A 26731-nucleotide genomic window follows, 5' to 3' on the forward strand; every position below is an offset into this window, starting at 1 on the left:
GATGGCGCTGTTCGCGGTGATAGCCAAGCGGGCCCCGATCGGAATCAGCATCGAGGAGTTCCAGGAGAAACTGGCCGAGGGCTTCCAGTACACCAAGGACCTTGAGGACAAGGGCCTGATCAAGAACCGCTGGATCCTCGTGGGGGCCTCGGCGGGGCTCAACATCTACGACGTGGAGTCGCACGAGCAGCTGATGCAGCTGCTCTACCGCAGCCCCGCCGGGCTGCACCTCGACTTCGAGGTCTATCCCCTGATCAGCCCGCCGAGCTACGACCCGACGGCCCACTGAAGAACACCTCGTCGATCCGGCTCAGCGAGCGGAAGTCGTCGAGGTCGAGGTTCTCGACGTCGACGGGCCGCCCGCTGAGCCGTTCGATCAGGACGATGAACTCCAGGAACCCCAGCGAGTCGATGAGCCGGCTCTCGATCAGGTCGTCGTCGGGGCCGATCTCGGCCGCCTCCGGGTGCCGCCCGCTGATCCAGGCGACGACCTCCGCCAGCTCGGCGGCCCGGGCGGCGCTCACCGCTCCGCCCCGCCGAGCGCCACGGGCGTCTGCTCAAGGGCGGCCTTCTCCACGGCCACCGTCGCCGCCTCCCAGCTCCCGTACTTCGTGTGCAGCACCGACAGCCAGCGCTCCAGGCCGAAGGCCGCGCAGCTGGTGTGGACGGCCTTGCCGGTGCCGGCGAGGGTGATGCCGCAGCGCTCGCCGAAGAAGTTGCGGTGGACGTTGACGGAGGCGATGGCCAGGTCGTCGACGATGAACTCGTGCTTGACGGGTGCGAGTTTCTGCAGCAGCGCCCGCTGGCCGCCCCGGTCGTAGAACGGGTCGGTCGCCGCCTCCTTGCGCATCGCGAGACCGAGGGTCGCCGCGAGCGCGAGGATGCGCTCCTCGAAGCGGCGCAGATGCTCCTGGGTGAACTCGTACGAGCCCAGCGCCACGATCTCGCGCATATGGAACCCGAGGAGGCGCCGCAGCCCGTCGTAGTGCTCCTCGCGCCGGAAGCAGCGGCCAAGCACCGTCACCGTCGTACCGTCTTCGAGGGCGCGGCCCTCGTGATGCAGATAGACGGCGAAGCAGGCCGCCGAGGGAAGCCCGAAGCGGGCGGGTTCGAGGACCTGGCCGTCGAACTCCTCATGCCGCACGTCTCGTTGATGTTGCGTCAGGTCAAGGGTGCTGACCACCAGCGCTTGGTGCGGGAAGTTGTCGTACACGTCGAGCTTGGCCAGCGAGGCGACCGGCAGCAGTGGCGGCATGATCATGGGTAAGGCGCCGCTGCCGGTCCCCCAGCCCTCGAAGAGCGCGTCGAGCCGTTGCAGCAGGACGGTGGCGCCGGACGACAGGGCCGCGAGGCCCGGGCCGTCCGGCGGGGCCGCCGTCATGAGACGACTTCGGCGGTGGCACCGCCGACCGCGAGGCGGAGCACATCCTGGGCGCAGCCCCAGGACAGGCCGACCGCGATACCGCCGTGGCCGTAGTTGTGGATCACCCGGGCGGACCCGATCTGCTCCACTTCGAGGCGGGTCTGCGGCCGGGAGGCGCGCAGGCCGACCTCGATGCCCGTGACCTCGGCCCCGGCGATCCGGGGCTCGACCGCGATGCAGCGGGCCAGGATCTCCTCCGTCTGCGCCGGGTCCGGGTCCATGCTCCACACCTCGCGCTCGGCGGTGCCGCCGCACACCAGACGACGGCCGTGCGGGAAGTAACTCGTCGAGTTCGGGCCGGGGTTCTGCTCGAAGAAGAACTCCTCGATGCCCGGGTTCTCCACGATCACGTGCTGGCCGCGCACCGGGAACACCTTCGGGTCGCCCGCGAGCGCCCGCGCCCCGACACCGGTGCAGTTGACGACGAGCGGCGACTCGGCGGCCGCCGCCTCCAATGAGGCCACCACGCCCACCTCGACGCTGCCGCCGGTGGCGGTGACACGACCGGCCAGGTACTCCAGATAGACGGGCATGTCGACGGTCGGCAGGTCGACCCGGAAGGCGACCGGGAACCCGCCGCTGTCCTCGGTGCCGCACGGCTCGTAGCCGGGCAGATGGGCGGCCCACTCGTGACCGCCGTCGGGCTGCCGGTTGACGAGTCGGCCGCGTGTCAGATGGACGCCGCTGTCCGGCTGCTTGGCCAGCGCGGTGAACTCGGCCAGGCTCGCCTGGTGCCACGGCCGGGTGATCGCGGTGGGCGCGAACTTGGCCTCCGCCTCGACCTCGTCGGCGATCGCCGGACCGCCGATGATCGCCCCGGCCACCGCCGAGGTCGTCTTGCGCGGCGGCCGCTCGGCGACCACCCGGACCGTGTAACCCCGCTCCGCCAGACATACCGCCGTGGTCAGCCCGGCCACACCGGCACCGATGACCAGGGCCTCGTTGCGCATCGTCACTCGCCTGCACCTCTCACTGTTTCAACGTGACGGACATTCGTACGGAAAAGACGTGCCCCGGGCGGCAGGTGTGACGCGCCCGTCCTACTCATGGGCTATCGCGACACACGACCAGGTGAAGCCGTTCCCCGCACTCAGGAACAGCGCCACCTCGCCCGGCGCGAGCCGGTCGTCGGCCTGGAGGGTCGCGAGGTTGGCCACGGGGTCCCCGGCACCGAGGTGCCCGGTGTCGCGGCCGAGGTCGAGGATCTCGGTGTGGGGCAGGGCGAGTTCACGTACGGACGGCTCGTAGAACTGGGTGAGCGCGCCCGTGCTGAGCCGGGGCAGGACCAGACAGCGCAGCCGGGGGTCGGCCGGGGTGAGCCCGGCGTCGGCGATGGCGTCGAGCACCACCCGCTGGACCGAGCGGCGCAGTACGGCCACGAACTTCGGCCAGCCGCCCGCCGCCCGGAAGAACAGCTTGGTGCGCCGGGCACTGATGGTCTCGTACGCGGTGCGGGGCGCGGGGGTGAAGGCGTCGCCGCCCCGGTACAGGGTCTCGTACTCGGGGACGCTGACGGACGAGATCGCGAGCAGCCGGCACGGGCCCGCCTCGCGGTCGAGGAGCAGCGCGGTCGCCGCGTCCCCGTACGCCACGTCGATGTCGCCGAACCAGCGGTCGAAGCCGGGCTCCACGAAGCGGTCGGCGGTGGTCACCAGGCAGCGGTTCACCGTCGGGTCCAACGCGAGCCGGGCGGCGGCCACTTCGAGGGCCGCGACGCCGCCGTTGGAGGTCTGGTGCACCCCGAGCGGGGTCGCGTGCCGGGCGCCGACGCCGTGGGCCACGTAGTGGGGCGCGGACCAGAAGTCATGGCCCTGGTGGTAGATCCACGAGTGGACGACCAGGCCGAGGTCGTCACCGGACCAGCCCGCGTCGGCGAGCGCCTTCTGGGCGGCGAGGACGGCCATCTCGGGGGCCGCGCGGTCGGGGCTCTCGCTGAGCGCGCGATAGCCGAGCCGGTCCGCGGTCTCCTGGTCGAGCCGGCCGGCCGCCACCGCCTCACCGCAGTCGAGGCGCCGCGACGGCAGCCAGAGCACGGCGGCGGCTATGCCCGGCGGTTCGGGTAACGGCGGACTCAGTCTCACGGGCTGCCTCCTCGTACCGGCCCGACGGTTCGGGCCGCACTCCCGGACGACGCGGGCCGTCCCTCCCGGCTGCCCACTATATTGTCAGCGTTATTGATTGTCAGGCATCTGTCTCTCAACTTTCGCGCACAACCGGCGCGTTTCACTCAGCCCGCGCCGGGTCAGCATGGGGTGTCCTGGTTCCGGAGTGTGAGGAGATACGTGGTGTCCCAACAGCCCGCCCGTCCCACCGCCGACGCGGTCGTGCCGATGTCGCCGATCGGGTACGTCGTGACCGAGTACGCCCGGCCCCAACAGGCGCCTCCGCAGGCGACGTTGGCGTACGAGGACCAGGGCCATGTCGTGCTCTTCGAGCCGTACGCCCCGGGCCTCGACGGGCTCGCGCCGGGCTGGTACGTCTGGCTGCTGACCTGGCTGCACGACCAGACGGAGGAGGAGACCACGCCGCTGCGGGTGGTGCCTCGGGGGTGGGAGAAGAGCGGGCGTACTACCGGTGTGTACGCCACGCGTACGCCGAATCGGCACAACCGGATCGGGTTGAGCCTTGTCCGGATCCGGGACGTGAAGGAGAACGTCCTGTACTTCGATGGGGTGGACCTTGTCGACGGCACGCCCGTCCTCGATATCAAGCCTTATTCGACTACATCGGACACACCTCCGGAAGATGACTGAAGTCGACTGCGGACCGTGCGTGGTTGCTCGCGCCCACGCGGCGGAGCCGCAAATGTCACAGCCCCGCGCCCCTTACCGGGCGTGGCCACCGGGACCGTGACAGTTCCCGCAGCCAGGAAGAGCGTGCCCAACAGGAGCCAGCCGGGAGCGCCGCCCCCGGTCACCAAGGCCGCCACCAAGAGCGGGCCGCCCGCCCTCGCCAGGTCCGAGCCCAGGCTCCAGGCGCCCAGGAACTCGCCCTGGCGGTGGGGGTCGGCGAGGCCGTAGGAGATGCCCCAGCCGCTCGCCGAGGACAGCAGTTCGCCCGCCGTCAGGAGGGCCACGCCGACCGCGAGGACGACGACCGCCCAGACCGGCGGGAGGCTCGCCGTCGTCGCGGTCACCGCGCAGGCGGCGAGCAGCGCCCAGCCCGCGCGCCAGCCCGCGACGGCCGCGCCGGTGACGGTGTCGCTGCCCCGGGCGGCGCGCACCTGGAGCAGGATCGCGAGCGCGGTGTTGAGCAGCATCAGCACCGCGATCGACCAGGTGGGCGCCTGCGTACGCTGCGAAATCCACAGCGGGAGGCCGAGGTTGAGGACGTCGGCGTTGATGTAGAGAAGGCCGGAGAGCGCGGCGAGGACGAGGAAGCGGCGGTCGCGCAGGGCGCGCAGGCGGGGGCCGCCGCGTTCGGCCCGCTGGGCGGGCGGCTGGCCGTCGGGCATGCGCGCGACGATGAGGGCGACGACCACGTACGAGGCACAGTTGCCGACGACGAGCGCCGCGTATCCCGTACGGGAGTCGGCGGCCAGGGCGGCGCCCGCACCCAGACTCCCCAGCGAGAAGCCGATGTTGAGCATCACCCGGCTGTACGCGCTGGCCGCGACCAGGGCCGAGGAGTCGGCGAGCCGGGCGAGGTAGGCGCTGCGGACCGGCCGGGACGCGCTCTCGGCGAGCGCGATCACACAGACGACGGCCAGGAATCCGCCGAAGTTGTCGACGAGGAGATATCCCGCGAAGGCGACGGCCCGTACGAGCACGGTGGCGAGATAGACGCGACGGTGGCCGAACCGGTCGCCGAGCCGTCCGGCCGGGACGGCGACGGCCGGGCCGAGCAGTGCGGCGATCGTGAGGCCGAGGCCGACCTGGGTGGCGGAGAGTCCGACGACCCGGGTGAAGAAGAGGGCGGCGCCGGTGTGGAAGAGGCCGTTGCCGATCCAGTCGGCGAGCGTGGTGGCGGCGTACGCGCGCAGCGGACCGCGGGGTGGCAGCACGGCTGCCACCCCGGAGGAGGTGGAGGACATGCGTCCACCCAACGCCCTTCCGTGCCGGGCCGACAGAGATTTAGGCTATGGCTCAATGCTCAGCTACCGACTCGGCGTCGACGACCTCGCCGACATGCGCTTCGCCTGCTCGCCGCTGCTTGAGACGGCGACGAGTCTGTGGGCGCTGAAGCGGCCCGACAAGTACGCGCTGCATCTGCCGTGGATCCGCCGTACGCGTACGGCGCTTGCCGCCGGAGACCTCGACACCTCACTGCTGGGCGAGTTGACGGTGGGCGGCAGCGGCTGGATACCGGACTTCATCACGCCGCGCCCGGACTCCCCGCTGCCGGACGTCGAGGACGAGCTTCGGCGGGTACGGGAGACTCCGCCGGAGAAGGCGCTGGCGGATGTGCGGGCGGCGTACGCGTCGCGGCCCCTGCCGCTGAGGCTGTCTCGACTGGCTTCGGATCCGGTCGAGTTGAGGAACGCGATCGCGGACGTGGTCGAGGCCTACTGGCATACGGCCATCGCGCCGCACTGGGGGCGGATGCGGTCGGTCCTGGAGGCGGACATGGTGTGGCGGGCACAGCTGTTGGCCCGTGACGGGGCGGCGGCGGTGCTCACGTCGCTCGATCCGACGGCGGTGTGGCGGGCGGGCGAGCTGACGCTCTTCGTCCACCAGGACCTGGAGTTCGGGGCGGCGGTGGCGGGGCGGGGGTTGTGGCTGGTGCCGACGCTGTTCGCGCAGCATGCGATCAGTCCGGTGGGGCCTGATGAGCCGCCTACGATCGCGTATCCGGCGCGGGGGGTGGGGACGTTGTGGGAGTCGCGGCCGCCGCGGCCGCCGGGGGCGCTGGCGTTGCTGGTGGGCGCGCCCAAGGCCGCCCTGCTTCTGTCCCTGGACGGCCCGGCGTCGACGACGGAACTGGCCCGCCGCCTGTCCGTCACACCGAGCGCGGTCTCCCACCACTTGGCTGTACTGCACCGGACGGGCCTGGTGAGCCGGGCTCGGGCGGGTCGGGTGGTGCTGTACGCCCGGACGGGGGTGGGGGACGCGCTGCTGTCCGCGGAGGATTGACCCCCACCCCGCCCCTTCCCGAAACTCTCCGAGAGGTGTCGTTCGGCTGCGGATCGTGCTGGGTTGTTCGCGCAGTTCCCCGCGCCCCTGAAGAGGGCCCGAAGGGCCCATCAAGGGGCGCGGGGAACTGCGCGACCAGCCACGCACGATCCGCTTACGCCACCGAACCTATCCGCCCCACCGGGCCCTCGGAGCGCTCGTGGTGGATCGGGGTGTGCGCACCCGTGAGCGACACCCCAGTACCGCCGCGCCGGTTCGCCACGATCTCCGCCGCGATCGACAGCGCCGTCTCCTCCGGCGTACGAGCGCCCAGGTCGAGGCCGATCGGGGAACGGAGGCGGGCCAGTTCCAGCTCCGTCACGCCCACCTCGCGCAGACGCGCGTTGCGGTCCTCGTGGGTGCGCCGCGAGCCCATCGCCCCCACGTACGCCACCGGCAGCCGCAGCGCCGCCTCAAGCAGCGGGACATCGAACTTCGCGTCGTGGGTCAGGACGCACAGCACCGTACGCGCGTCCACCTCCGTCGACGCCAAGTACTTGTGCGGCCACTCCACCACGATCTCGTCCGCCTCCGGGAAGCGGACCGGCGTGGCGAACACGGGCCGTGCGTCGCACACCGTGACGCGGTAGCCGAGGAACTTCCCCACCCGCACCAGCGCCGACGCGAAGTCGATCGCGCCGAAGACGATCATGCGCGGGGGCGGGACGCTCGACTCGACCAGAACAGTGAGCGGCTGGCCGCACAGGCGGCCGTCCGCGCCCAGCGTCAGCGTGCCCGTGCGGCCCGCGTCCAGCATCGCCCGGGCCTCCTGCGCCACCGCCCGGTCGAGCTCGGGGTGACCGCCGAGGGCGCCCTCGTACGTACCGTCGGGGCGGACCAGCAACGGGCGGCCGACCAGGTCGGACGGGCCCTCGGTGATGCGGGCCAGAGCCGCTGCCTCGTCGCGCGAGGCGTGGGCCAGCGCGGTCGCGTACACGGCCCGGGACGGGGAGTCCGCCGGTACCGGTGTGACCAGGATGTCGATGATGCCGCCGCAGGTCAGGCCGACCGCGAAGGCGTCCTCGTCGCTGTAGCCGAAACGTTCGAGTACGGGTTCGCCGTCGGCCAGCGCCTGCTGGCACAGCTCGTACACCGCGCCCTCCACACATCCGCCCGAGACCGAGCCGATCGCCGTGCCCTCGCCGTCGACGGCGAGCGCCGCACCGGGCTGGCGGGGCGCGCTGCCGCCGACGGCCACCACGGTGGCGACGGCGAAGTCACGGCCCTGCTCGACCCACCGGTTGAGCTCTTCGGCGATGTCCAGCATGTCGGTCTCCTAACGGAACGGATCAGTGGAGGGCGACGGTCGTACGCCCGATGGTGACCTACTTGACGCCCAGCCAGCTCTCAATGGGACTCAGCGCGAAGTAGACGAGGAAAATGCCCGACAGGGCCCACATGAACCCGCCGATCTCCCGCCACTTGCCCTGGGACGCCTTGATGACGGTGTAGGCGATGACGCCCGCGCCGACACCGGCCGTGATGTTGTACGTGAACGGCATCAGGACCACGGTGAGGAACACCGGGATCGACACCGCGCGGTCGTTCCAGTCCACGTGCTTGGCGGCGCTCATCATCATCGAGCCGATCACGACCAGCGCGGCGGCGGCCACCTGGGCCGGGACCAGCTGGGTGAGCGGGGTGAAGAAGAGACAGGCCGCGAAGAACAGGCCGGTGACGACCGAGGAGAGGCCGGTGCGGGCGCCCTCACCGGCGCCGGTCGCGGACTCGATGAAGACGGTCTGGCCGGAGGCGCCGGAGACGCCGCCGATCGCGCCGCCGGCGCCGTCGATGAACAGCGCCTTGGACAGGCCCGGCATCCGGCCCTTGTCGTCGGCGAGCTTGGCCTCCTGGCCGACGCCGATGATGGTGGCCATCGCGTCGAAGAAGCCGGCGAGCACCAGGGTGAAGACGATCATGCCGACACTGATCGCGCCGATCTGCCCCCAGCCGCCGAATTCCACATGGCCGAAGAGTCCGAAGTCGGGCTTGGCGACCGCGCTGCCGCTCAGGCCGGGGGCGGCTCCGCCCCAGTCCTTGTCGGTCAGACCGCCGACCTTGGTGACGACGAGCGAGAGGACCGTGCCGGTCACGATGCCGATCAGGATCGCGCCGGGGACGTTGCGCGACTGGAGGGCGAAGATCAGGAGCAGGGTCACCGCGAAGAAGAGGACCGGCCAGCCGACCAGTTCGCCCGTGGCGCCGAGGGTGACGGGGCCGCCCTTGCCGCGCCCCACGAACCCGGCCTTCACCAGGCCGAGCAGGGCGACGAACATGCCGATGCCCATGGTGATCGCGTGCTTGAGCGGCAGCGGGATGGCGTTCATGATCATTTCACGGAGGCCGGTGACGACCAGCAGCATGATGACCACGCCGTACATGACGCACATGCCCATGGCCTGCGGCCAGGTCATGTTGGGGACCACCTGGGTGGTCAGGGCCGCGGAGACGTTCAGTCCGGCGGCGAGTGCGAGCGGGACCTTGCCGATGAAGCCCATCAGCAGCGTGCTGACCGCGGCCGCGAGCGCGGTGGCGGTCACCAGGCCCGCATGGCCCAGCGTGTGCTTGTCGACGTCGGGCGTCGACAGGATCAGCGGGTTGAGCAGGAGGATGTAGCACATCGCCATGAAGGTGGTGATGCCGCCGCGCACCTCTTGCGCGACCGACGATCCTCGGTCCGTTATGTGGAAGTACCGGTCGAGCCAGGATCTGCCGGCGGGGACGAGCGAGCCGGAGCCCGCGTCCTCGGCGGTGGTCTGCGGCTCCAGGGACTGCTGGGTCATGGTGCCTACTCCCAAGGTTCAAAGGGGCACCCGCATAAGACTTGGGGGATCTCAGTCAGACAAGCTGCGGGATTTGGGATGGTGCGTGGGCTGCACGACCCGGGGGACGGCCCGAGACGAACGTTTCCGCGGACTGCGGGGGTACCGGTTCCTTTCCGGTACCGCAGTGCGGCTCAGAAGCGGTGGTGCTGGTGTTACGGGTGGTGCTGGTGGTGCGAAGGACCGCGAGCGGTGCGGTACTCCTGTACTCCGGGCGGCGCGGGCGGTCGCGGAAGTGTGACGTTCCTGGGAGGCACGCACCGCCCGGAGGGTTTCGGGGGTCAGGACGACTCGGTACCCGTGAGGTGCTCGGGGCGTACCGGGGTCCTGTTGAGCTCCAGACCCGTCGCGTTCCGGATCGCCGCGAGGACGGCCGGGGTGGACGAGAGGGTCGGGGCCTCACCGATGCCGCGCAGCCCGTACGGGGCGTGCTCGTCGGCGAGTTCGAGCACGTCGACCGGGATGGTCGGGGTGTCGAGGATGGTGGGGATGAGGTAGTCCGTGAAGGAGGGGTTGCGCACCTTCGCGGTCTTCGGGTCGACGATGATCTCCTCCATGACCGCCACGCCCAGGCCCTGGGTGGTGCCACCCTGGATCTGGCCGACGACGGACAGCGGGTTGAGCGCCTTGCCGACGTCCTGGGCGACCGAGAGCTCGACGACCTTGACGAGGCCGAGCTCGGTGTCCACCTCGACGACCGCGCGGTGCGCGGCGAACGAGTACTGGACATGGCCGTTGCCCTGGCCGGTGCGCAGGTCGAACGCCTCGGTGGGCCGGTGGCGCCACTCCAGCTCCAGCTCGACCGCCTCGTCCTCCAGGACGTCCACGATGTCCGCGAGGACCTCGCCGCCGTCGGTGACGACCTTGCCGCCCTCCAGGAGGAGTTCGGCCGTCGCCCAGGCCGGGTGGTACGAGCCGAACTTGCGCCGGCCGATCTCCAGGACCGCCTCGCGGACGTTCTCGCAGGTGTTCTTGACCGCGCCGCCGGTGACGTACGTCTGACGCGAGGCCGAGGTGGAACCGGCCGAGCCGACCTGGGTGTCGGCGGGGTGGATGGTCACCTGGGTGACGCCGAGCTCGGTGCGGGCGATCTGCGCGTGGACGGTGACACCGCCCTGGCCGACCTCCGCCATCGCGGTGTGCACGGTCGCGACCGGCTCGCCGTTGATGACCTCCATGCGCACCTTGGCGGTGGAGTAGTCGTCGAAGCCCTCGGAGAAGCCGACGTTCTTGATGCCGACCGCGTAGCCCACACCCCGTACGACACCTTCGCCGTGCGTGGTGTTGGAGAGGCCACCGGGCAGCGCGCGGACGTCCGCCGCCTCGCCTGCGGTCACCCACTGCTGCTCGGGCGGCAGCGGGCGGGCCTTGATGCGGCGCAGCAGTTCGGCGACCGGGGCCGGGGAGTCGACCGGCTGTCCGGTCGGCATGATCGTGCCCTGCTCCATCGCGTTCATCTGGCGGAACTCGACCGGGTCGATGCCCAGCTTCGCCGCCAGCTTGTCCATCTGCGCCTCGTACGCGAAGCACGCCTGGACCGCGCCGAAGCCGCGCATGGCGCCGCAGGGCGGGTTGTTCGAGTAGAGCGCGATCGCCTCGATGTCGACGTCGTCGATGACGTACGGGCCGACGCTCAGCGAGGAGGCGTTGCCGACGACCGCCGGGGAGGCCGACGCGTAGGCGCCGCCGTCCAGGACGATCTTGCACTTCATGTGCGTGAGCTTGCCGTCCTTGGTGGCGCCGTGCTCGTAGTAGAGCTTCGCCGGGTGGCGGTGCACATGGCCGAAGAAGGACTCGAACCGGTTGTAGACGATCTTGACCGGCTTGCCGGTGCGCAGCGCGAGCAGGCACGCGTGGATCTGCATCGAGATGTCCTCGCGGCCGCCGAAGGCACCGCCGACGCCGGAGAGCGTCATGCGCACCTTCTCCTCGGGCAGGCCGAGGACCGGGGCGATCTGCTTGAGGTCCGAGTGCAGCCACTGGGTGGCGACGTACAGCTCGACGCCGCCGTCCTCGGACGGCACGGCGAGGCCGGACTCCGGGCCGAGGAAGGCCTGGTCCTGCATGCCGAAGGTGTACTCGCCCGTGACGATGACGTCGGCGCGCTTGGCGGCCTCGTCGGCGTTGCCGCGCACGATCGGCTGGCGGTGCACGATGTTCGGGTGCGGCACATGGCCGATGTGGTGGTCGTCGCGGCCCTCGTGGACCAGGACCGCGCCGGGGGCGGTCGCGGACGCCTCGTCCGTGATGACCGGCAGCTCGACGTACTCGACCTTGATCTTGGCGGCGGCGCGGCGCGCGGTCTCCGGGTGGTCGGCGGCGACCAGCGCCACCGGCTCGCCGTGGTGGCGTACCTTGCCGTGCGCGAGGACGGGGGTGTCCTGGATCTCCAGGCCGTAGTTCTTCACGTCGGTCGGCAGGTCGTCGTAGGTCAGCACGGCGTAGACGCCTGGCATCGCGACGGCCTCGGAGATGTCGATCGACTTGATCTCGGCGTGGGCGACCGTGGAGCGCAGGGTCTGGCCCCAGAGCATGTCCTCGTGCCACATGTCCGAGGAGTACGCGAACTCACCGGTGACCTTGAGGGTGCCGTCGGGCCGCAGCGTCGACTCGCCGATGCCGCCCTTGGTCTTGGAGCCCTGGGTGATGTTGGTGGGAGTACCAGTGGTGGCCATGATCGTCAGACCGCCTCTTCCTGACGGGCGGCCGCGAGGCGGACCGCGTCGAGGATCTTCTCGTAACCGGTGCAGCGGCAGAGGTTGCCGGAGAGGGCCTCGCGGATGTCCTGGTCGGACGGGGAGGCGTTGCGCTCCAGGAGCTCGTCGGCGGCCACCAGCAGACCGGGGGTGCAGAAACCGCACTGCACGGCGCCGGCGTCGATGAACGCCTGCTGGATCGGGGAGAGGTCCCCGGACTCGGCGCTGCGGCCGTCCTGGGGCTTGGCCTGCCAGCGCTGGGCCGCGTCCACCGAGGTGCCGCAGGCGCCGGAGGCGCAGGCACCGCCCGGGTGGGCGTCGTCCCGGTGCTTGGCGTAGTCGGCCAGGCCTTCGACGGTGACGACCTCGCGGCCCTCGACCTGACCGGCCGCGACCAGGCAGGAACACACCGGCACACCGTCCAGGCGGACCGTGCAGGAGCCGCATTCGCCCTGCTCACAGGCGTTCTTCGAACCCGGAAGACCCATGCGCTCGCGCAGGACGTAGAGAAGGCTCTCGCCCTCCCAGACGTCGTCGGCTTCCTGCTTGCGGCCATTGACCGTGAAATTGACGCGCATGGTTATGCAGCTCCTTCAAGCGAGCGGCCGGTGCCGCGGTACTGCTCCCAGGTCCAGCCGAGGGTGCGGCGGGCCATGATGCCCACGGCGTGCCGGCGGTACTTGGCGGTGCCTCGTACGTCGTCGATCGGGTTGCAGGAGGCGGAGGCGAGCTCCGCGAACTGCTTGGCGATCGAGGGAGTGATGATCTTGCCGCTCTCCCAGAATCCGCCCTCTTCGAGCGCGGCGTTCAGGAACTCCTCGGCGGCCTTGGCCCGCACGGGGGTGGGGGCGGCGGAGCCGATGCCGGTGCGGACCGTGCGGGTCTCGGGGTGCAGGGCCAGACCGAAGGCGCACACCGCGATGACCATCGCGTTGCGGGTGCCCACCTTGGAGTACTGCTGGGGGCCGTCCGCCTTCTTGATGTGGACCGTCTTGATGAGCTCGTCCGGCGCCATCGCGTTGCGCTTCACACCGGTGTAGAACTCGTCGATCGGGATCAGGCGCGAGCCGCGCACCGACTCGACCTCGACCTCGGCGCCCGCGGCGAGCAGCGCCGGGTGGGCGTCACCGGCCGGGGACGCGGTGCCCAGGTTGCCGCCGACGCCGCCGCGGTTGCGGATCTGCGGGGAGGCGACGGTGTGCGAGGCGAGCGCCAGACCCGGCAGCTCGGCCCGCAGGTTCTCCATGATCTGGGTGTACGAAACGGACGCGCCGAGTCGTACGGTCTCCTCGCCGACCTCCCACGCGCGCAGCAGCTCGATGCGGTTCAGGTCCAGAAGGTACTCGGGCCGGCGGTGGTCGAAGTTGATCTCGACCATCACATCGGTGCCACCCGCAATGGGCACAGCCGTGGGGTGCTCGGCCTTGGCGGCGAGCGCCTCCTCCCAGCTGGCGGGGCGAAGGAAGTCCATGAGTGGCTCTCTTCTTCTCAATCGGGGTCGTTCGCGCGGGTCCCGGTGACGGCAGGGCCTGGGCTTCAAAGTCGTTCATGTGCTGTTAACGCTGTGTGGCCCCAGTACACAAGCCTCACTCCGCCGGGTGCAGTCACCGAAACCATGAAGGAGTTGGCTGGTCTCCATCTACGTCTTGTAGATTCGTATGAAAGGCGGTGCTCAGAAACCCCACCGCTTTCCACCGGCAACAACAAGACAGATCGGCGGCGACACGCGATGCGGCTGCGCGCACTTCTGGAGACCGACGCGCTGGGGCTGCGGCTGCTCGGCGGCGAGGACGAGCTGGACCGCACCGTACGCGGTGTGATGACCACTGACCTGCGCGATCCGAGCCGCTATCTCTCCGGCGGCGAGCTCGTCCTCACCGGGCTCGCCTGGCGCCGGGACGCCGACGATTCCGAGCCATTCGTACGGATCCTGGCCGGAGCCGGGGTGGTCGGCCTGGCGGCCGGCGAGGCCGAGCTGGGCGCGATCCCGGATGACCTGATCCGTGCATGTACACAGCACCGGCTGCCGCTGTTCGCGGTCAACGAGTCGGTCGCCTTCGCGACCATCACCGAGCACGTGGTGCGCCAGGTGTCCGGCGAGCGGGCCGGGGACCTGGCGGCGGTCGTCGACCGGCACCGGCGGCTGATGACGTCGGGCCCGGCGGGCGGCGGCCCGGAGGTCGTCCTGGACCTGCTCGGCTCCGACCTGGACCTGCGGGCCTGGGTGCTCTCCCCCACCGGCCGACAGATCGCGGGCGCCGGCGACCCACTGGAGGCCGCGGTCGGCGCCACTCTCGCGGGTGAACATCTCGGCGCGACCCGCACCGGCCGCCGCGGCCCCCATCGGGCCGTGGTGAACGGCACCACGTACTCGCTGTTCCCGATCCGCCACAGCGGGCGCGGAGCGGCCCCCGCGGCCCGCGACGTGCGCGAGACGGTCCTGTCGGACTGGCTGCTCGCGGTCGAGGCGGACGCGGGCGACTGGCCCGCCGCGCGGCTGGATCTGCTCCAGGGCGTCACCCAGCTGATCGCCGTGGAGCGCGACCGCCGCGACGCGGCCCGTGCGGTACGCCGGCGGCTGGCCCAGGAGGTCCTGGAACTGGTGCAGACCGGCGCCGCGCCCGCCGAGATCGCGGCCCGGCTGCGGGTCGCCGCCCCCGTGCTGCTGCCGGGCCTCGGCTCCGCGCCGCACTGGCAGGTCATCGTGGCCCGGGTCGACTGGAGCCAGTCCGCGACCGGCGCGGCCGAGATCGCGGGCGGCCCGGTCGCCCAGGCGCTCCTGGAGGAGATCCTGGTCGACCCGGCGGTGGCCGGAGCCGACTCCTCGGACCGCATCGCGGTCGCCCACGCGGGCGACGAGGCGATCGCCCTGGTGCCGCTGCCCTCCGTGGGCCCGGAGGGCTCCGAGAGCGGGCTGCACGCCGAGGCGCTGCTCGCCGCCGTCCAGGCGCCGCTCTCGGCAGGTCTCGCCGACGACGGACGCCTGACACTGGGTGTCAGCGCGGCCGTGCACTCGGCGGAGGGGCTGCGCGGCGCCCTGGAGGAGGCCCGGCACGCCCGCCGGGTCGCCGCCGCCCGCCCGGGCCGGGTCTGCGCCGCCGGGCACCACGAGCTGGCCTCGCACGTCCTGCTGCTGCCGTTCGTCCCGGACGACGTGCGCCGCGCCTTCACCGCCCGCCTCCTCGACCCGCTGCGCGACTACGACCGGCGCCACCGGGCCGAGCTGATCCCGACCCTGGAGGCGTTCCTCGACTGCGACGGCTCCTGGACCCGCTGTGCCACACGTCTGCATCTGCACGTCAACACCTTGCGCTACCGGGTGGGCCGGATCGAGCAACTGACGGGTCGTGACCTTTCGCGCCTGGAGGACAAGTTGGACTTCTTCCTGGCCCTGCGGATGAGCTGAGGGGGCGCGAAAGCGGCGCGTACGGCCGGGAACACCACCCCGACGTACGGCAACCCGCCGTTTGTGAAGGAATTCACGCATGGCCCTTGGCCCGGCGTGCCAATCCGTGCTGAGATGCGGCCACGACGTTTGGCCCGCGACTCATCAGCTCAATGGCGCGCTCGGGGAGGGCAACGTGGCGTATCCCGCCATGTCTGGTTCCGGAACGACTGCAGATGACGGGGATCCGCTCCAGACCGCGGTGTGGCGGCTGCGCTCGCGCGGCTGCTGGACCGACGCGGCCGCCCTGCTGGAGCCACACTGCGCCGAGCCCGCGGCCGCCCTCCAACGGGCCGCGCTGCTCACCGAGCGCTGTCTGTACACCGAGAGCGGCTGGGCCGAGGCCGAGGAGGCGCTGCGCGGCGCCGAGGCGGTGGCCGGGGACGACGAGGAGCGCGGCGCCGCCGCCTGCGAGCGCGGCCAACTCGCGTACGCGTCAACGCTGTTGGGCGTACGGGACCGGGCCGACGAAGCACGTTCGGCGTTCGGCCGGGCGGCCGCGCTGATCGCCCCGGCCGCGCGCAGCCGGGCGCTGCTCGACTTCCGGCGCGGGCTGCTCGCCGAGAACGTCACCGACGCGCCGCAGGCGGCCCGGGCCGCCTACCGCCGCGCCCACGCTGGCGCCACGGCCCACGGCGACACCCTGCTACTCTCGTTCACCTGGCGCCAACTGGCCGGACTCGCCCTGCGCGAAGGCGAGTTGGCCGAGGCTCGCCACGGCTTCACCGAGTCCCTGCGCATCCGGGAGGAGCTGGGCTACCTGGTGGGCACGGCCCCGGCCCTGGCCGCCCTGGCCGAGGCACAACCGGAACCGGAGGCGACGAGGCTGCGCACGGAGGCGGCGCGTTTGTTCCGTCTCCTGGGCGGAGTGCCGACGTGGCTCGCGGCGCATCTGGCCCCGGCGCCGGCGACGACCTGACCCCCTTGGGGGCGTGCTTTTGTCTGCGGACCGTGCTGGGCCGGTCGCGCAGTTCCCCGCGCCCCTGAATGGGCCCTTCGGGCCCTCCTGTAGGGGCGCGGGGAACTGCGCGAGCAACCCCCACCGGCCCGCACCCTCCGCGCAGCGTTACAGCGCAGATCCGGTGAAATGCTCCCGCACCAGGGACTGAACAACCGTCAGATCCTGGGCGATCAACGCGTCCAGCAACGCCATGTGCTCCGCCGCGTCCGCGACCAACTCCGCATGGCGAGCGACCGGCGCGGCGGTCACCGTGAGCGGCCACTGCGACCGCCGGTGCAGATCCTCCGCGACCTGGAGCAACTGCTGGTTCCCGGCAAGCGCCAGCACCGCACGATGGAACGCGCGATCCGACTCCGCGTACCCCGCCCGGTCACCGACCGCCGCCGCCTGCGTCGTCGCCTCGGCGAGCGGCCGCAGCTCGGCCCACCGGGCGGCCGGGACGGAACGCGCGAGCCGCAGCATCACCGGCACCTCGATCAGCGCCCGCACCTCGGCGAGCTCCGCGAGCTCCACGGCGCTGCGCTCGGTGACCCGGAAGCCCCGGTTCGGGACGACCTCGACCGCGCCCTCGGAGGCCAGGCGCTGCATGGCCTCGCGTACGGGAGTCGCCGAGACGCCGAAGCGCTCGCCGAGCGCCACCGCCGAGTACACCTCGCCCGGCACCAGCTCGCCGTCGACGAGCGCGGCCCGCAGCGCCTCCAGGATCTGGCCGCGCACCGAGTGCCGGCGGACCTGGTGCTGCGGGGCGGGCGGCTCGCTGTGGGTGTGCTCCCCGCGTGCGCTGGGGTCGCCCTCGGCCCGGGCCTGCGCGGGGACGCGGGGCAACCCGAACGGCGCCACCGCCGCTTCGCGCGCTCTGCCCTGCTCCACCCCATGCCCTCCTACCGTTCGGTATCTCCCCAGCACCATAGGCGGACAAAGCGACAGTTCAAACCTCGCACTCTTCCGCTAAGGTAAGCCTTACCTGCAAACGATCGTGATTCGGTGGTCCCTGCATGACTGTGTCCACGCTGCTCCAAAGCCCCCTGGCGGCGTCCTACGCGCGCCTCGCCGAGGTCTACCCGGGCCTTCGGGTGGCGGAGCTGGCGGACGGCGAACAGGCCCCGGACTCCCCCGGCTGGGTCGGCGCGCACCGGCTCGCGGAGGGCGGAGACGCCCTGGACACCTTCCTCGGCTGGGACGAGGAGCAGGTGCTGCGCGATTACGGGCAGGAGGCCCGCCCCGACGTCATCGCCTCGTTCGGCTTCCACCGGTACGCCTGGCCGGCCTGTCTGCTCATCACGGTCCCCTGGTTTCTGCACCGCCGGGTGCCGCGCGTACCCGTCGAGGAGGTGGCCTTCCAGCGCACGCTGGGGCGGCTGACCGTACGGGTGCGGGAGTTCGCGTGTCTGCCCGGCGACCCGGCGGCCGTGCTGCCCGGCGCCCGGGTCGTACCGGACGAGGAGGCGCTGCGGGCCGAGGTGCGCGCGGCCGTCGCCGAGCACCTCGGCCCCGTGCTCGACGGCTTCGGACCCCGGATGCGGCGCGGCCGGCGGGCGCTGTGGGGCATGGCGACCGACGAGATCGTCGAGGGCCTTTGGTACGTGGCGGCGCTGCTCGGCGAGGAGCGCCGCGCGATGGGCGAGCTCGAACGGCTGCTGCCGGGCTCGACCAAGCCGTACGTCGGCGGCGCCGGGTTCCGTGAGCTGACGGAACCGGCGGGCGAGCCGCTGCCGACCCGCGACCGGGCCAGTTGCTGCCTCTTCTACACCCTGCGCCCCGAGGACACCTGCGTCACCTGTCCGCGTACCTGCGACGCCGATCGGGTGGCCAAGCTCGGCACGGCGTCCTGAATCCACGCCACCCGTCGGAGTGAGTCGTATTCGAACCCAACTCGCTCTGCGGCCACGCAAGTTCGATCAGATCGCACCTATCCGAATGCCACGGCCGTCCAATGACGGTCTCTTGCCCCGAAAACCCCCTGCGGCCCCGTACGGCAGGAGCACTATGGCGCACGAAATGCCTTACGTGATTCAAGGGACACCGCATGCGACTGACCGACATATCTCTGGACTGGCTGCTTCCGGGCGGCGTGATGATCGTGGGGGTCGTCGTGGCGTTGGTCGTCCTCGCACGCGGCAAGCGCGTCGGCGGCGAGGGCGCGTCCGGCGACGACACCTGGGAACGCAGCGAGGATCGCCGTAGAAGGAAGGAGGCCGTGTACGGCACGGCTTCCTATGGGCTGCTGTTCTGCTGCGCGGCCGTCGCCGCCGCGCTCTCCTTCCACGGCCTGGTCGGCTTCGGCCGGCAGAACCTGGGCCTGACCGACGGCTGGGAATACCTCGTCCCGTTCGGCCTCGACGGGGCCGCGATGTTCTGCTCGGTCCTCGCGGTGCGCGAGGCCAGCCACGGCGACGCGGCACTCGGCTCGCGCCTGCTTGTGTGGACGTTCGCGGGCGCGGCCGCCTGGTTCAACTGGGTGCACGCGCCGCGCGGCATCGCCCACGCGGGCGCCCCGCAGTTCTTCGCCGGGATGTCGCTGTCGGCGGCGGTCCTCTTCGACCGCGCGCTGAAGCAGACCCGCCGGGCGGCCCTGCGCGAACAGGGCCTGGTGCCACGGCCGTTGCCGCAGATCCGGATCGTACGGTGGCTGCGCGCGCCCCGGGAGACGTTCGGCGCCTGGTCGCTGATGCTCCTGGAGGGCGTACGGACGCTGGACGAGGCGGTCGACGAGGTGCGCGAGGACCGGCGGGCCAAGGAGCAGAACCGGCTGCGCCGACGCGAGCAGGAGAAGCTGGAGCGGGCGCATCTGAAGGCGCTCACCCGGCAGGGCCGGGCCCTTGGCCGGGTGCGGCCCGGGGGCCGACAGGTCGACGTCCAGTCCATCGCCGGTGGTTCGGGCTCCGCGCAGCCGAAGGCTGTCGCGGAGCCCGCCATAGCCGAGCCGGGACAACTGCCTCTACGCAACCGGCCCTCCCTGCAGGCCGTCACGGGCGCTGAGCCCGCGACGTCCCGGACCGTCGACCTCACCGCCGAGGACGACACCCAGACCCTGCCCCGGCTCGACCACTTGGAGCGCAAGCTGAAGGACCTTGAGCAGCAGTTCGGCTAGGCGCTCCCCAGCCTCAGCTCGAACCAGACCACCTTTCCCGCCTCGTGCGCGCGTACGCCCCAGGCGTCCGCGAGTGCCTGAACCAGCAGCAGGCCCCTGCCGTGCGTACCGTCGTCGGCGGACGGTACGTGCGGCCTGGGCAGCGCGGCCATGAAGTCATGGACCTCGACGCGGAGCCCGGCCGGTGCGACCGTGGCCGTCACCACCGCCCCGTGGTCCGTGTGTATCAGGGCGTTGGTCACCAGCTCGCACGTCAGCAGCTCGGCCACATGGGCCGGCTCCGAGTGCCCCCAGTGACCGAGCAACTCCCGCAGCGCTCGCCGCACTTCCGGCACCGCCGTGAGATCAGACCGCCCCACCCGGCGCCGCAGCTGTCCCTGGAGCGCGGCGCGCGCACCTGTCCCCTGGAGCGATCCGTCCGTATCGGATCCGGCCCCTCCCTGACGTCCTGTCATGACCCCCACCCGCACGTCGCAACGTCCCTTCCCGTCTCGAACACCCTCACGAGATGCATGCCCCGGTGACCCCCCGTCACGCATGGTGATTCCGCAACGACCGACGGAAACCGGCGCGGGAGCGGTTCCACGCCCGGCGGCATCGGTTCCGCCCCGGAAACGACCGGAGCAGGCACTCGACGGTGGCACCCCTTACCCATGGGCGACTTACAGGGTTAAAGGGCCCATAAACCCGGGATTCGCGGGTGAAGGCCCACGGATCCCTGCAGTTCCGCACGCCTTCCGGCCACCCCCGTCCCAGACGGGCTGACCGTAGACAATCACCCCATCAACTGACGCGCGAGTGGACAACTTCCTTACGGACGGGGCACGTTACGTAGATTCGAGCGCGCCATCTGCAGCATCCGCCCGACCCCGCCGTCCAGCACGATCTTGCTCGCGGAGAGCGCGAACCCGGTGACCATCTCCGCGCTGATCTTGGGCGGGATGGAGAGCGCGTTGGGGTCGGTGACGACGTCGACCAGGGCCGGACCCTTGTGCTTGAAGGCGTCCTTGAGCGCGCCCGCGAGATGCTTGGGCTTCTCGACGCGTACGCCGTACGCACCGGCCGCGCGGGCGATCGCCGCGAAGTCGGGGTTGCGGTTGGTCGTCCCGTACGACGGAAGACCCGCGACCAGCATCTCCAACTCGACCATGCCGAGCGAGGAGTTGTCGAACAGCACGATCTTCACCGGCAGGTCGTACTGGACGAGGGTGAGGAAATCCCCCATCAGCATGGAGAAACCGCCGTCGCCGGACATCGAGATCACCTGGCGGTCGCGGTCCACGAACTGCGCGCCGATCGCCTGCGGCAGCGCGTTCGCCATCGAGCCGTGGCTGAACGAACCGATGATGCGGCGCTTGCCGTTGGGCGAGATGTAACGGGCGGCCCAGACGTTGCACATCCCGGTGTCCACCGTGAACACCGCATCGTCGGCAGCGAGTTCGTCCAGTACGGAGGCGACGTACTCGGGGTGGATGGGAATGTGCTTCTCCACCTTGCGCGTGTACGCCTTGACGACGCCCTCCAGCGCGTCCGTGTGCTTCTTCAGCATCTTGTCGAGGAAGCGGCGGTCGGTCTTGGCCTTCACGCGCGGGGTGAGACAGCGCAGCGTCTCGCGCGCGTCGCCCCAGACGGCCAGATCGAGCTGCGAGCGCCGCCCCAGGTGCTCCGGCCGGACGTCGATCTGCACGATCTTGACGTCGTCGGGCAGGAACGCGTTGTACGGGAAGTCGGTGCCGATCAGGATCAGCAGATCGCACTCATGGGTGGCTTCGTAGGCGGCCCCGTAGCCGAGCAGCCCGCTCATACCGACGTCGTACGGGTTGTCGTACTGGATCCACTCCTTGCCGCGCAGGGCGTGCCCCACCGGGGCCTTGATCCGTTCGGCGAACTCCATCACCTCGGCGTGCGCCCCGGCCGTGCCGCTGCCGCAGAAGAGGGTGACCTTGGCGGCCTCGTCGACGAGCCGGGCCAGCTTCTCGATCTCCGCGTCGCCGGGGCGCACCGACGGCAGGGCGGTGACCAGCGCGTGCTCGACGGCCTTGTCCGGGGCGGGCTCGGAGGCCACGTCGCCCGGCAGCGAGACCACGCTGACGCCGCCCCGGCCGATCGCGTGCTGGATGGCGGTCTGGAGCAGCCGGGGCATCTGTCTGGGGCTGGAGATCAGCTCGCTGTAGTGCGAGCACTCGCGGAACAACTGGTCGGGGTGGGTCTCCTGGAAGTAGCCGAGGCCGATCTCGGACGACGGGATGTGCGAGGCGAGGGCGAGGACCGGGGCCATCGAACGGTGGGCGTCGTAGAGCCCGTTGATGAGATGGAGGTTGCCGGGGCCGCAGGAGCCCGCGCAGGCCGCGAGGCTCCCGGTGAGCTGGGCCTCGGCTCCCGCCGCGAACGCCGCGACCTCCTCGTGGCGGACCTGGATCCAGTCGACGGCGGAGTTGCGGCGGATGGCGTCGACGACGGGGTTGAGGCTGTCGCCGACGACGCCGTACATCCGCCGCACCCCGGCCCGGGCGAGGATGTCCACGAACTGCTCTGCCACATTCTGTTTGCCCATGGCTCCATTCATGCCATGGGCAGGCGCCTCACGCCTCCCAGACCGCGACCGCCGTACGGTCGTCGGCGTACCCCTTCACCCTCAGCTGGGTGTCGGCGAGGAAGGCGGCGAGGCCCGGCGGCTCGTCCCCGGCCCAGCGCTCGGCGAGCTCCTTGGCGAGCGCCGGCTCGCCCCGCAGCGGCTCGGCGAGGCCGCCGCTGCACAGGAGCAGCGTGTCGCCCGGGCGGGCGACCGAGGCACGGAAGCGGAACGGTTCGGCGGGCGGTGGCGGCGCGTCGATGAACGGCCGGACGGGCTCCACGGTGTGCAGGTCCATGGTGAGCCGGTCGCCCTCGACGGACTCGGCGGGCGCCGAGCCGAACCCCACGACGGGCTCGCCGGAGACCTCCCCCGGCTCGGGCAGCGCGGGCTCGATGTCCTGCCAGGCGCCGGCGCGCAGCCGGAAGAGCCCGCCGTGCCCGACGCCGAAGAAGACCCGCGTACGGCAGGAGGGATCGGCGGACAGCAGCAGACAGCGCAGACTCGCGGTGTACTGCTCGGGCTCCGCCCCGAGCTCGGCGGCGCGGGCGCGCAGCCGTCCGTAACTGCGGTCGGTGAGCCGGTGAAGGCCGGACTTGAGGTCGCCGCGCCGCCCCGCCCTTATGTCGTCGGCGAGCCGGGCATGGCTGCGCCCGATGGCCCCGCCGATCCAGCGGCAGGCGTCGGCGGCGGCGAGGTGCGCGTCCCCGACGGCCCGTACGCCACTGGCCACGGCGACCAGCACGAGCGCGTCCGGGCCGTTCCCGAACCGCGCGGTGAGCAGCGCGTCCCGCCTCGGCTCGCCCCGGTAGCGCGCGGAGTCCCCGCGTACGGAAGCGGCCCGCAGTACGTACGAGCCGTACCGGGCCCCGTCGAGCACGGTGTCGGCGACGAGTTCCCCGAGGCTGTCGGGCCGGGCGAAGGGCAGCGCGGTGGGCTCGGGGTCATAGGTGGGCGGACCGTCACCCACATGGGCGGTACGGGGGCGCGGGGCCGGGGGTTCCGGTTCGGGCGGGGGCGCCGCGTCGGTCACTGTGGGCGGGCCGGACTCGGGTGGGACGGGGGGCTCCGACGGGGGCGGCGCGGCGGCGGACTCGGGCGGTGCGGTCGGCGGCTTGGACGGCGGTTCGGGGATCGCCCGGGGCTCGTACGCGGGCGGCGGCGGGGCCGTGGCCGGTACGGAGTCGGCGGGCTCCCACCAGGCGGCCGAGCGACCGGCGTCGGGCGGGGCCGTGGGGGCGGGCGGCTGCCAGGGCGCCCGGGGGCCGGTGGCGGCCGGGGGCGTTTCGGGAGCCGCGGCGGGCATCGGATCAGGAGCCGCGGCGGGCATCGGATCGGGTGGCCGGTCCGCAGGATCGATTCGTTCGCTCGCTACGGGCTGTTGGGGCACGCGCGCCGCGTGCCGGGGACCGCTGCGCCCCGACCTCGGGTCCGGCACGGCCGGACTCACCGCCTGCGCGGCCGAGTCGAAACGGTCGTCGAGGGTGTCGCCCGCCTTGGCGGGTGCGTTGTCCGGGGCGGGCTCGTCGTACAGGCGAGTCCACCAGTCGTCGTCCGAGGTGCGCCTCTCCCCCTGCTGACTCATGCCCTTATTGTCCACCGCACGGGCCGTACGAAAACGGTGCATCGGGTAAAAGTGGTCAGCACACAAATGCGCACTCCGCACGCGGACACGAGCGAAATGGACTTCGCCGGGCGGCTCTTCCCCCCACAGGAGAGCCGCCCGACGAAACTTTTGTGACCGGTGCCGCGCCCCGTGAGGGGCGCGATACGCGATATCGGGCGCATCGCATCCCCCGGGTGAATCCGGAACAAAACAGTCCGCGCGCAAAGCGCACAAATGCCTTGTTGCCGACGGCTGTTGGTGCTGCGGTTGCGCAACCTTCGCAGAGCGACGGAAGGTGCGGGGATGATGTTGTGAGGCGGGTTTGCGCCGTGGCCGTTTTCCGCCAGGCGCGGACCCCGGCACGAGAGGGGGCGGACGAGGGTGCTGGGAGCGATAGGCCTCGACGAGACGCAGGAGTCGGCGTACCGGACGCTGGTGGCGGTGGGCGCGGCGGAGGTCGCGGACCTGGCGCACCGACTGGCGCTGCCCGAGACGGAGACCGAGCGCGCGCTGCGGCGACTGGAGCGCCACGGCCTCGCGGCCCAGTCGTCGGCCCGCACCGGACGCTGGGTGGCGGCCCCGCCGGGGGTCGCGCTGGGCGCCCTGCTCACCCAGCAGCGCCATGAGCTGGAGCGGGCGGAGCTGGCGGCCGCGCTGCTCGCCGAGGAGTACCGGGCGGAGGCCGCCGAACCCGCCGTGCACGACCTGGTGGAGGTGGTGACCGGCGCGTCCGCCGTCGCCCACCGCTTCCACCAGCTGCAACTGGGCGCGACCGAGGAGGTGTGCGCCCTGGTCACCGGGAATCCGGTCGCGGTGACCGGCATGGACAACGAGTCCGAGGAACGGGCGGCGGCCCGGGGCGTGGCCTACCGCGTGGTCATCGAGCGCGCGGTCCTGGCGTCGCCCGCCGGTATCACCGAGCTGTCGGCGGCGCTCGGCCGCGACGAGCAGGTACGGACGGTGGACCGGGTCCCCACCAAGCTGGTCGTCGCCGACCGCACCCTCGCGATGGTGCCCCTGACCGGCCACGGCGCGGAGCCCGCGGCCCTGGTGGTGCACGCGAGCGGCCTCCTGGAGTCCTTGATGGGCCTCTTCGAGGCGGTCTGGCGCGATGCGCTGCCGCTGCGGCTGGCGGGCGGGGGTGCGGTCGTACGGGAGGAGTCGGTCGGCCCGGATCCGACGGACCTGGAGATCCTGTCGCTGCTCCTGGCCGGGATGACGGACGCGAGCGTGGCGAAGCAGCTGGAGCTGGGGTTGCGGACGGTGCAGCGGCGGGTCAAGGGGCTGATGGAGCTCACGGGGGTGACCACTCGGTTGCAGTTGGGGTGGCATGCGTATGAAAGGGGCTGGGTGGCGCGGTAGCGGTGTGCCGGGTGACGTGGTCGGGCGACTGCGGACCGTGCGTGGCTGGTCGCGCAGTTCCCCGCGCCCCTTGGATGCGGGGGCCAGATCAAGCCGTGCCCCGGGTACACGCCCGCCACAGAACTGCGGACACGCTGCGTTTCCTGCACGCTGGGCTGGTGGGCGTGTGGCAGCTCCTAGAGGTGGGTGTGGTGATGCTCCTCGGCCTGTTCGGCGTGCTCGTGCCCGGTGTGCCGGGGCAGGCGATCGTCTGGGCGGCCGTGGTGTGGTGGGCCCTCACCGACACGACGGGCCCGGCCTGGGCGGTACTGGCCGGGTCCACGGCGCTGCTCCTGATCGCCCAGTCCCTCAAGCTCGTACTGCCGCCGAGGCGCCTGAAAGAGGCCGGGGTACCCCGGCGCTCCCTCCTGACCGGCGGTGTCGCGGCGATCGTCGGCTTCTTCCTGCTCCCGGTGGTGGGCGCGGTCGCGGGCTTCCTGGGCGGCCTCTACGGGGCGGAACGGGTACGGCTGGGCAGTCACGGGGCGGGCTGGACGTCGGCCCGTACGGTGTTGCGGGCCGGTGGCTACTCGGTCCTGATGGAGCTGCTTGCGTGCCTGCTGGTGGTGGGGGCGTGGGTGGGCGTGGTCATCTGGGGCTGAGCCTGTGACGCTGGGGGCATGAGCGAATTCAGCGCGGCCGAGCGCGCGTACCTCCGGTCCCAGCGCCTCGGACGCCTGGCGACCGTGGACCCCAAGGGCCAGCCCCAGGCCAACCCGGTCGGTTACTTCCCCCAGGACGACGACACGATCCTCATCGGCGGCTTCGCCCTGGGCACGACGAAGAAGTGGCGCAACCTCCTGGCCAACCCGAGGCTGTCCCTGGTCGTGGACGACGTGGTGAGCGTCAGGCCGTGGAAGGTACGCGGAGTAGAGATCCGAGGCGAGGCGGAACTCCTCACGGGCCCCCACGAGTTGGGCCCCCACTTCAGCGAAGAACTGATCCGCATCCACCCCAGAAAGATCCACAGCTGGGGCTTGGAGGACGCGTGAGCGGGCCCGAGCCCGTGGTGGCGGACCCTCGCCTTCCCGGGCCACCTTGCCTTCAGGGGCGCAGGGAACTGCGCGACCAGCCACCCACGGTCCGCGGACAAATCACCGCGCCCCCGACGCGTCAGCCCCGACTCGCAGGGTCGGACCCGTCATGCGCAACCTCCGCCAGCCGGCGAAGCAACGGCCCAAGGGCCACGACGGCCCGAGCCTCATGGTCGGCCAGCGCACCGAGCCGCCACGCCAAAACCTCCGCCTCGGCCCGAGCCGCATCCACCAGCGCCCGCGCACCCCGCTCGGTGAGCACGATGCGCGCGGCACGCCCATCCGTGGGGTCGGGCTGCCGCAGCACAAGCCCGGAAGCCTCCAGACCCGCGACGGCCGCGGTGGCCGTCGGCTGCGAACACGGCACCCGGGCCGCAAGCTCACCGATGCGAGCAGGCCCGCTCTCGGTGAGCAGCGACAGCACCACTATCTGCGTCGGCTGGATCCCATCGGCGGGCGCGGCCCGGCGCAGCCCCCGCAACAGCCGGTGCAGCGAGATCACGAGCTGCAGCGCCGCATCGTCGTCGATGATCATCGCCCGTCCGCCGCCCCCGCACCGAATCGCCCGC

The 26731-nt window shown here is 71.7% G+C and carries 25 protein-coding genes; 10 read left to right on the plus strand and 15 right to left on the minus strand.

Features of this window, described 5'->3' with window-relative positions; translation table 11 throughout:
- Position 1 precedes the first annotated feature (1 nt).
- Positions 2–289 (plus strand): muconolactone Delta-isomerase family protein, encoded by a 288-nt coding sequence (locus tag ACT1U9_RS05260; protein WP_188278740.1) that lies wholly within the window; start codon positions 2–4, stop codon positions 287–289.
- On the opposite strand, the gene ACT1U9_RS05265 is transcribed toward ACT1U9_RS05260, so the two are convergent.
- From ACT1U9_RS05265 to ACT1U9_RS05280, 4 genes are all read right to left on the minus strand, one after another.
- Positions 255–524 (minus strand): phosphopantetheine-binding protein, encoded by a 270-nt coding sequence (locus ACT1U9_RS05265; RefSeq protein ID WP_444537204.1) that lies wholly within the window; start codon positions 522–524, stop codon positions 255–257. The genes ACT1U9_RS05260 and ACT1U9_RS05265 overlap by 35 nt on opposite strands.
- Positions 521–1381 (minus strand): hypothetical protein, encoded by an 861-nt coding sequence (locus ACT1U9_RS05270; RefSeq protein ID WP_444537205.1) that lies wholly within the window; start codon positions 1379–1381, stop codon positions 521–523. Before ACT1U9_RS05270 ends, ACT1U9_RS05265 begins: the two co-directional genes overlap by 4 nt.
- Entirely contained in the window at positions 1378–2373 is a 996-nt protein-coding gene (locus tag ACT1U9_RS05275; RefSeq protein WP_444539014.1) for an FAD-dependent oxidoreductase, read from the minus strand. Before ACT1U9_RS05275 ends, ACT1U9_RS05270 begins: the two co-directional genes overlap by 4 nt.
- Positions 2374–2463: 90 nt before the next feature.
- Complete coding sequence (locus tag ACT1U9_RS05280) at positions 2464–3504, minus strand: ketoacyl-ACP synthase III family protein (protein ID WP_444537206.1); 1041 nt, start codon at positions 3502–3504, stop codon at positions 2464–2466.
- Between the two features lie 204 nt (positions 3505–3708).
- Here ACT1U9_RS05280 and tsaA point away from each other — a divergent pair, with 204 nt between their 5' ends.
- Positions 3709–4176 (plus strand): tRNA (N6-threonylcarbamoyladenosine(37)-N6)-methyltransferase TrmO, encoded by a 468-nt coding sequence (gene tsaA / locus ACT1U9_RS05285; RefSeq protein ID WP_444537207.1) that lies wholly within the window; start codon positions 3709–3711, stop codon positions 4174–4176.
- Here tsaA and ACT1U9_RS05290 read toward each other — a convergent pair.
- The gene (locus ACT1U9_RS05290; protein WP_444537208.1) at positions 4137–5456 is read right to left on the minus strand and encodes an MFS transporter; all 1320 of its coding nucleotides are present in this window, start codon (positions 5454–5456) and stop codon (positions 4137–4139) included. The genes tsaA and ACT1U9_RS05290 overlap by 40 nt on opposite strands.
- 55 nt (positions 5457–5511) lie before the next feature.
- Between ACT1U9_RS05290 and ACT1U9_RS05295 the strand changes: the two genes are divergently transcribed.
- The gene (locus ACT1U9_RS05295; RefSeq protein ID WP_444537209.1) at positions 5512–6495 is read left to right on the plus strand and encodes a DUF5937 family protein; all 984 of its coding nucleotides are present in this window, start codon (positions 5512–5514) and stop codon (positions 6493–6495) included.
- Positions 6496–6649: 154 nt separating this feature from the next.
- On the opposite strand, the gene ACT1U9_RS05300 is transcribed toward ACT1U9_RS05295, so the two are convergent.
- The 5 genes from ACT1U9_RS05300 to ACT1U9_RS05320 all read right to left on the minus strand — a co-directional run bounded on the left by ACT1U9_RS05300 (position 6650) and on the right by ACT1U9_RS05320 (position 13523).
- The gene (locus ACT1U9_RS05300; protein ID WP_444537210.1) at positions 6650–7801 is read right to left on the minus strand and encodes an XdhC family protein; all 1152 of its coding nucleotides are present in this window, start codon (positions 7799–7801) and stop codon (positions 6650–6652) included.
- A 58-nt stretch (positions 7802–7859) separates the two neighbouring features.
- A complete protein-coding gene (locus tag ACT1U9_RS05305) occupies positions 7860–9317 on the minus strand; it encodes an NCS2 family permease (protein WP_444537211.1) in 1458 nt (485 codons plus the stop codon).
- 320 nt (positions 9318–9637) lie between these two features.
- Complete coding sequence (locus tag ACT1U9_RS05310; protein ID WP_444537212.1) at positions 9638–12031, minus strand: xanthine dehydrogenase family protein molybdopterin-binding subunit; 2394 nt, start codon at positions 12029–12031, stop codon at positions 9638–9640.
- Positions 12032–12036: 5 nt separating this feature from the next.
- On the minus strand, positions 12037–12630 hold the full coding sequence (locus ACT1U9_RS05315) for a (2Fe-2S)-binding protein (protein ID WP_101390754.1): 594 nt from the start codon (positions 12628–12630) through the stop codon (positions 12037–12039).
- A gap of 2 nt (positions 12631–12632) precedes the next feature.
- Entirely contained in the window at positions 12633–13523 is an 891-nt protein-coding gene (locus tag ACT1U9_RS05320; protein WP_444537213.1) for an FAD binding domain-containing protein, read from the minus strand.
- Positions 13524–13781: 258 nt separating this feature from the next.
- Here ACT1U9_RS05320 and ACT1U9_RS05325 point away from each other — a divergent pair, with 258 nt between their 5' ends.
- Complete coding sequence (locus tag ACT1U9_RS05325) at positions 13782–15458, plus strand: PucR family transcriptional regulator (RefSeq protein ID WP_444537214.1); 1677 nt, start codon at positions 13782–13784, stop codon at positions 15456–15458.
- A 190-nt stretch (positions 15459–15648) separates the two neighbouring features.
- Positions 15649–16416 carry a hypothetical protein gene (locus tag ACT1U9_RS05330; protein ID WP_444537215.1) on the plus strand — a complete coding sequence of 256 codons (768 nt, stop codon included), beginning with the start codon at positions 15649–15651 and terminating at the stop codon, positions 16414–16416.
- Positions 16417–16563: 147 nt separating this feature from the next.
- Here ACT1U9_RS05330 and ACT1U9_RS05335 read toward each other — a convergent pair whose 3' ends face one another.
- The gene (locus tag ACT1U9_RS05335; protein WP_444537216.1) at positions 16564–17328 is read right to left on the minus strand and encodes a GntR family transcriptional regulator; all 765 of its coding nucleotides are present in this window, start codon (positions 17326–17328) and stop codon (positions 16564–16566) included.
- Between the two features lie 125 nt (positions 17329–17453).
- Between ACT1U9_RS05335 and ACT1U9_RS05340 the strand changes: the two genes are divergently transcribed.
- Together ACT1U9_RS05340 and ACT1U9_RS05345 are read left to right on the plus strand one after the other, a co-directional pair.
- Entirely contained in the window at positions 17454–18290 is an 837-nt protein-coding gene (locus ACT1U9_RS05340; protein ID WP_444537217.1) for a (2Fe-2S)-binding protein, read from the plus strand.
- A gap of 194 nt (positions 18291–18484) precedes the next feature.
- Positions 18485–19549, plus strand: a complete 1065-nt coding sequence (locus ACT1U9_RS05345; protein WP_444537218.1) for a DUF2637 domain-containing protein — start codon at positions 18485–18487, stop codon at positions 19547–19549.
- On the opposite strand, the gene ACT1U9_RS05350 is transcribed toward ACT1U9_RS05345, so the two are convergent.
- The 3 genes from ACT1U9_RS05350 to ACT1U9_RS05360 form a co-directional block, all read right to left on the minus strand.
- On the minus strand, positions 19546–20004 hold the full coding sequence (locus ACT1U9_RS05350; RefSeq protein WP_444537219.1) for an ATP-binding protein: 459 nt from the start codon (positions 20002–20004) through the stop codon (positions 19546–19548). The two genes, ACT1U9_RS05345 and ACT1U9_RS05350, sit on opposite strands and share 4 nt — an antisense overlap.
- 356 nt (positions 20005–20360) lie before the next feature.
- Positions 20361–22103, minus strand: coding sequence for a pyruvate dehydrogenase (locus ACT1U9_RS05355; protein WP_444537220.1), 1743 nt, complete (start codon positions 22101–22103; stop codon positions 20361–20363).
- 28 nt (positions 22104–22131) lie between these two features.
- The gene (locus ACT1U9_RS05360) at positions 22132–23706 is read right to left on the minus strand and encodes a protein phosphatase 2C domain-containing protein (protein ID WP_444537221.1); all 1575 of its coding nucleotides are present in this window, start codon (positions 23704–23706) and stop codon (positions 22132–22134) included.
- Between the two features lie 402 nt (positions 23707–24108).
- Between ACT1U9_RS05360 and ACT1U9_RS05365 the strand changes: the two genes are divergently transcribed.
- From ACT1U9_RS05365 to ACT1U9_RS05375, 3 genes are all read left to right on the plus strand, one after another.
- A complete protein-coding gene (locus ACT1U9_RS05365; protein ID WP_444537222.1) occupies positions 24109–25089 on the plus strand; it encodes a helix-turn-helix domain-containing protein in 981 nt (326 codons plus the stop codon).
- A 158-nt stretch (positions 25090–25247) separates the two neighbouring features.
- Positions 25248–25730 (plus strand): DUF456 domain-containing protein, encoded by a 483-nt coding sequence (locus tag ACT1U9_RS05370; RefSeq protein ID WP_444537223.1) that lies wholly within the window; start codon positions 25248–25250, stop codon positions 25728–25730.
- Between the two features lie 18 nt (positions 25731–25748).
- Positions 25749–26120: a PPOX class F420-dependent oxidoreductase gene (locus ACT1U9_RS05375; protein WP_444537224.1), complete on the plus strand. Its 372-nt coding sequence runs from the start codon at positions 25749–25751 to the stop codon at positions 26118–26120.
- Positions 26121–26241: 121 nt separating this feature from the next.
- On the opposite strand, the gene ACT1U9_RS05380 is transcribed toward ACT1U9_RS05375, so the two are convergent.
- Positions 26242–26697, minus strand: coding sequence for a MarR family winged helix-turn-helix transcriptional regulator (locus ACT1U9_RS05380; protein WP_444537225.1), 456 nt, complete (start codon positions 26695–26697; stop codon positions 26242–26244).
- Positions 26698–26731: the final 34 nt, after the last annotated feature.

This window comes from Streptomyces sp. BR1, assembly GCF_052373795.1.
Lineage (GTDB): Bacteria > Actinomycetota > Actinomycetes > Streptomycetales > Streptomycetaceae > Streptomyces.

Bases quoted from the DNA above. Each gene is read 5' to 3' on its own strand.
- ACT1U9_RS05320 (WP_444537213.1), bottom strand. From the start codon at position 13,523: ATGGACTTCCTTCGCCCCGCCAGCTGGGAGGAGGCGCTCGCCGCCAAG.
- ACT1U9_RS05375 (WP_444537224.1), top strand. From the start codon at position 25,749: ATGAGCGAATTCAGCGCGGCCGAGCGCGCGTACCTCCGGTCCCAGCGC.
- ACT1U9_RS05305 (WP_444537211.1), bottom strand. From the start codon at position 9,317: ATGACCCAGCAGTCCCTGGAGCCGCAGACCACCGCCGAGGACGCGGGC.
- ACT1U9_RS05340 (WP_444537217.1), top strand. From the start codon at position 17,454: ATGACTGTGTCCACGCTGCTCCAAAGCCCCCTGGCGGCGTCCTACGCG.
- ACT1U9_RS05315 (WP_101390754.1), bottom strand. From the start codon at position 12,630: ATGCGCGTCAATTTCACGGTCAATGGCCGCAAGCAGGAAGCCGACGAC.
- ACT1U9_RS05270 (WP_444537205.1), bottom strand. From the start codon at position 1,381: ATGACGGCGGCCCCGCCGGACGGCCCGGGCCTCGCGGCCCTGTCGTCC.
- ACT1U9_RS05350 (WP_444537219.1), bottom strand. From the start codon at position 20,004: ATGACAGGACGTCAGGGAGGGGCCGGATCCGATACGGACGGATCGCTC.
- ACT1U9_RS05295 (WP_444537209.1), top strand. From the start codon at position 5,512: ATGCTCAGCTACCGACTCGGCGTCGACGACCTCGCCGACATGCGCTTC.
- ACT1U9_RS05360 (WP_444537221.1), bottom strand. From the start codon at position 23,706: ATGAGTCAGCAGGGGGAGAGGCGCACCTCGGACGACGACTGGTGGACT.
- ACT1U9_RS05330 (WP_444537215.1), top strand. From the start codon at position 15,649: ATGTCTGGTTCCGGAACGACTGCAGATGACGGGGATCCGCTCCAGACC.
- ACT1U9_RS05380 (WP_444537225.1), bottom strand. From the start codon at position 26,697: ATGATCATCGACGACGATGCGGCGCTGCAGCTCGTGATCTCGCTGCAC.
- ACT1U9_RS05325 (WP_444537214.1), top strand. From the start codon at position 13,782: ATGCGGCTGCGCGCACTTCTGGAGACCGACGCGCTGGGGCTGCGGCTG.
- ACT1U9_RS05310 (WP_444537212.1), bottom strand. From the start codon at position 12,031: ATGGCCACCACTGGTACTCCCACCAACATCACCCAGGGCTCCAAGACC.
- ACT1U9_RS05290 (WP_444537208.1), bottom strand. From the start codon at position 5,456: ATGTCCTCCACCTCCTCCGGGGTGGCAGCCGTGCTGCCACCCCGCGGT.
- ACT1U9_RS05275 (WP_444539014.1), bottom strand. From the start codon at position 2,373: ATGCGCAACGAGGCCCTGGTCATCGGTGCCGGTGTGGCCGGGCTGACC.
- ACT1U9_RS05345 (WP_444537218.1), top strand. From the start codon at position 18,485: ATGCGACTGACCGACATATCTCTGGACTGGCTGCTTCCGGGCGGCGTG.
- ACT1U9_RS05355 (WP_444537220.1), bottom strand. From the start codon at position 22,103: ATGGGCAAACAGAATGTGGCAGAGCAGTTCGTGGACATCCTCGCCCGG.
- ACT1U9_RS05260 (WP_188278740.1), top strand. From the start codon at position 2: ATGGCGCTGTTCGCGGTGATAGCCAAGCGGGCCCCGATCGGAATCAGC.
- ACT1U9_RS05300 (WP_444537210.1), bottom strand. From the start codon at position 7,801: ATGCTGGACATCGCCGAAGAGCTCAACCGGTGGGTCGAGCAGGGCCGT.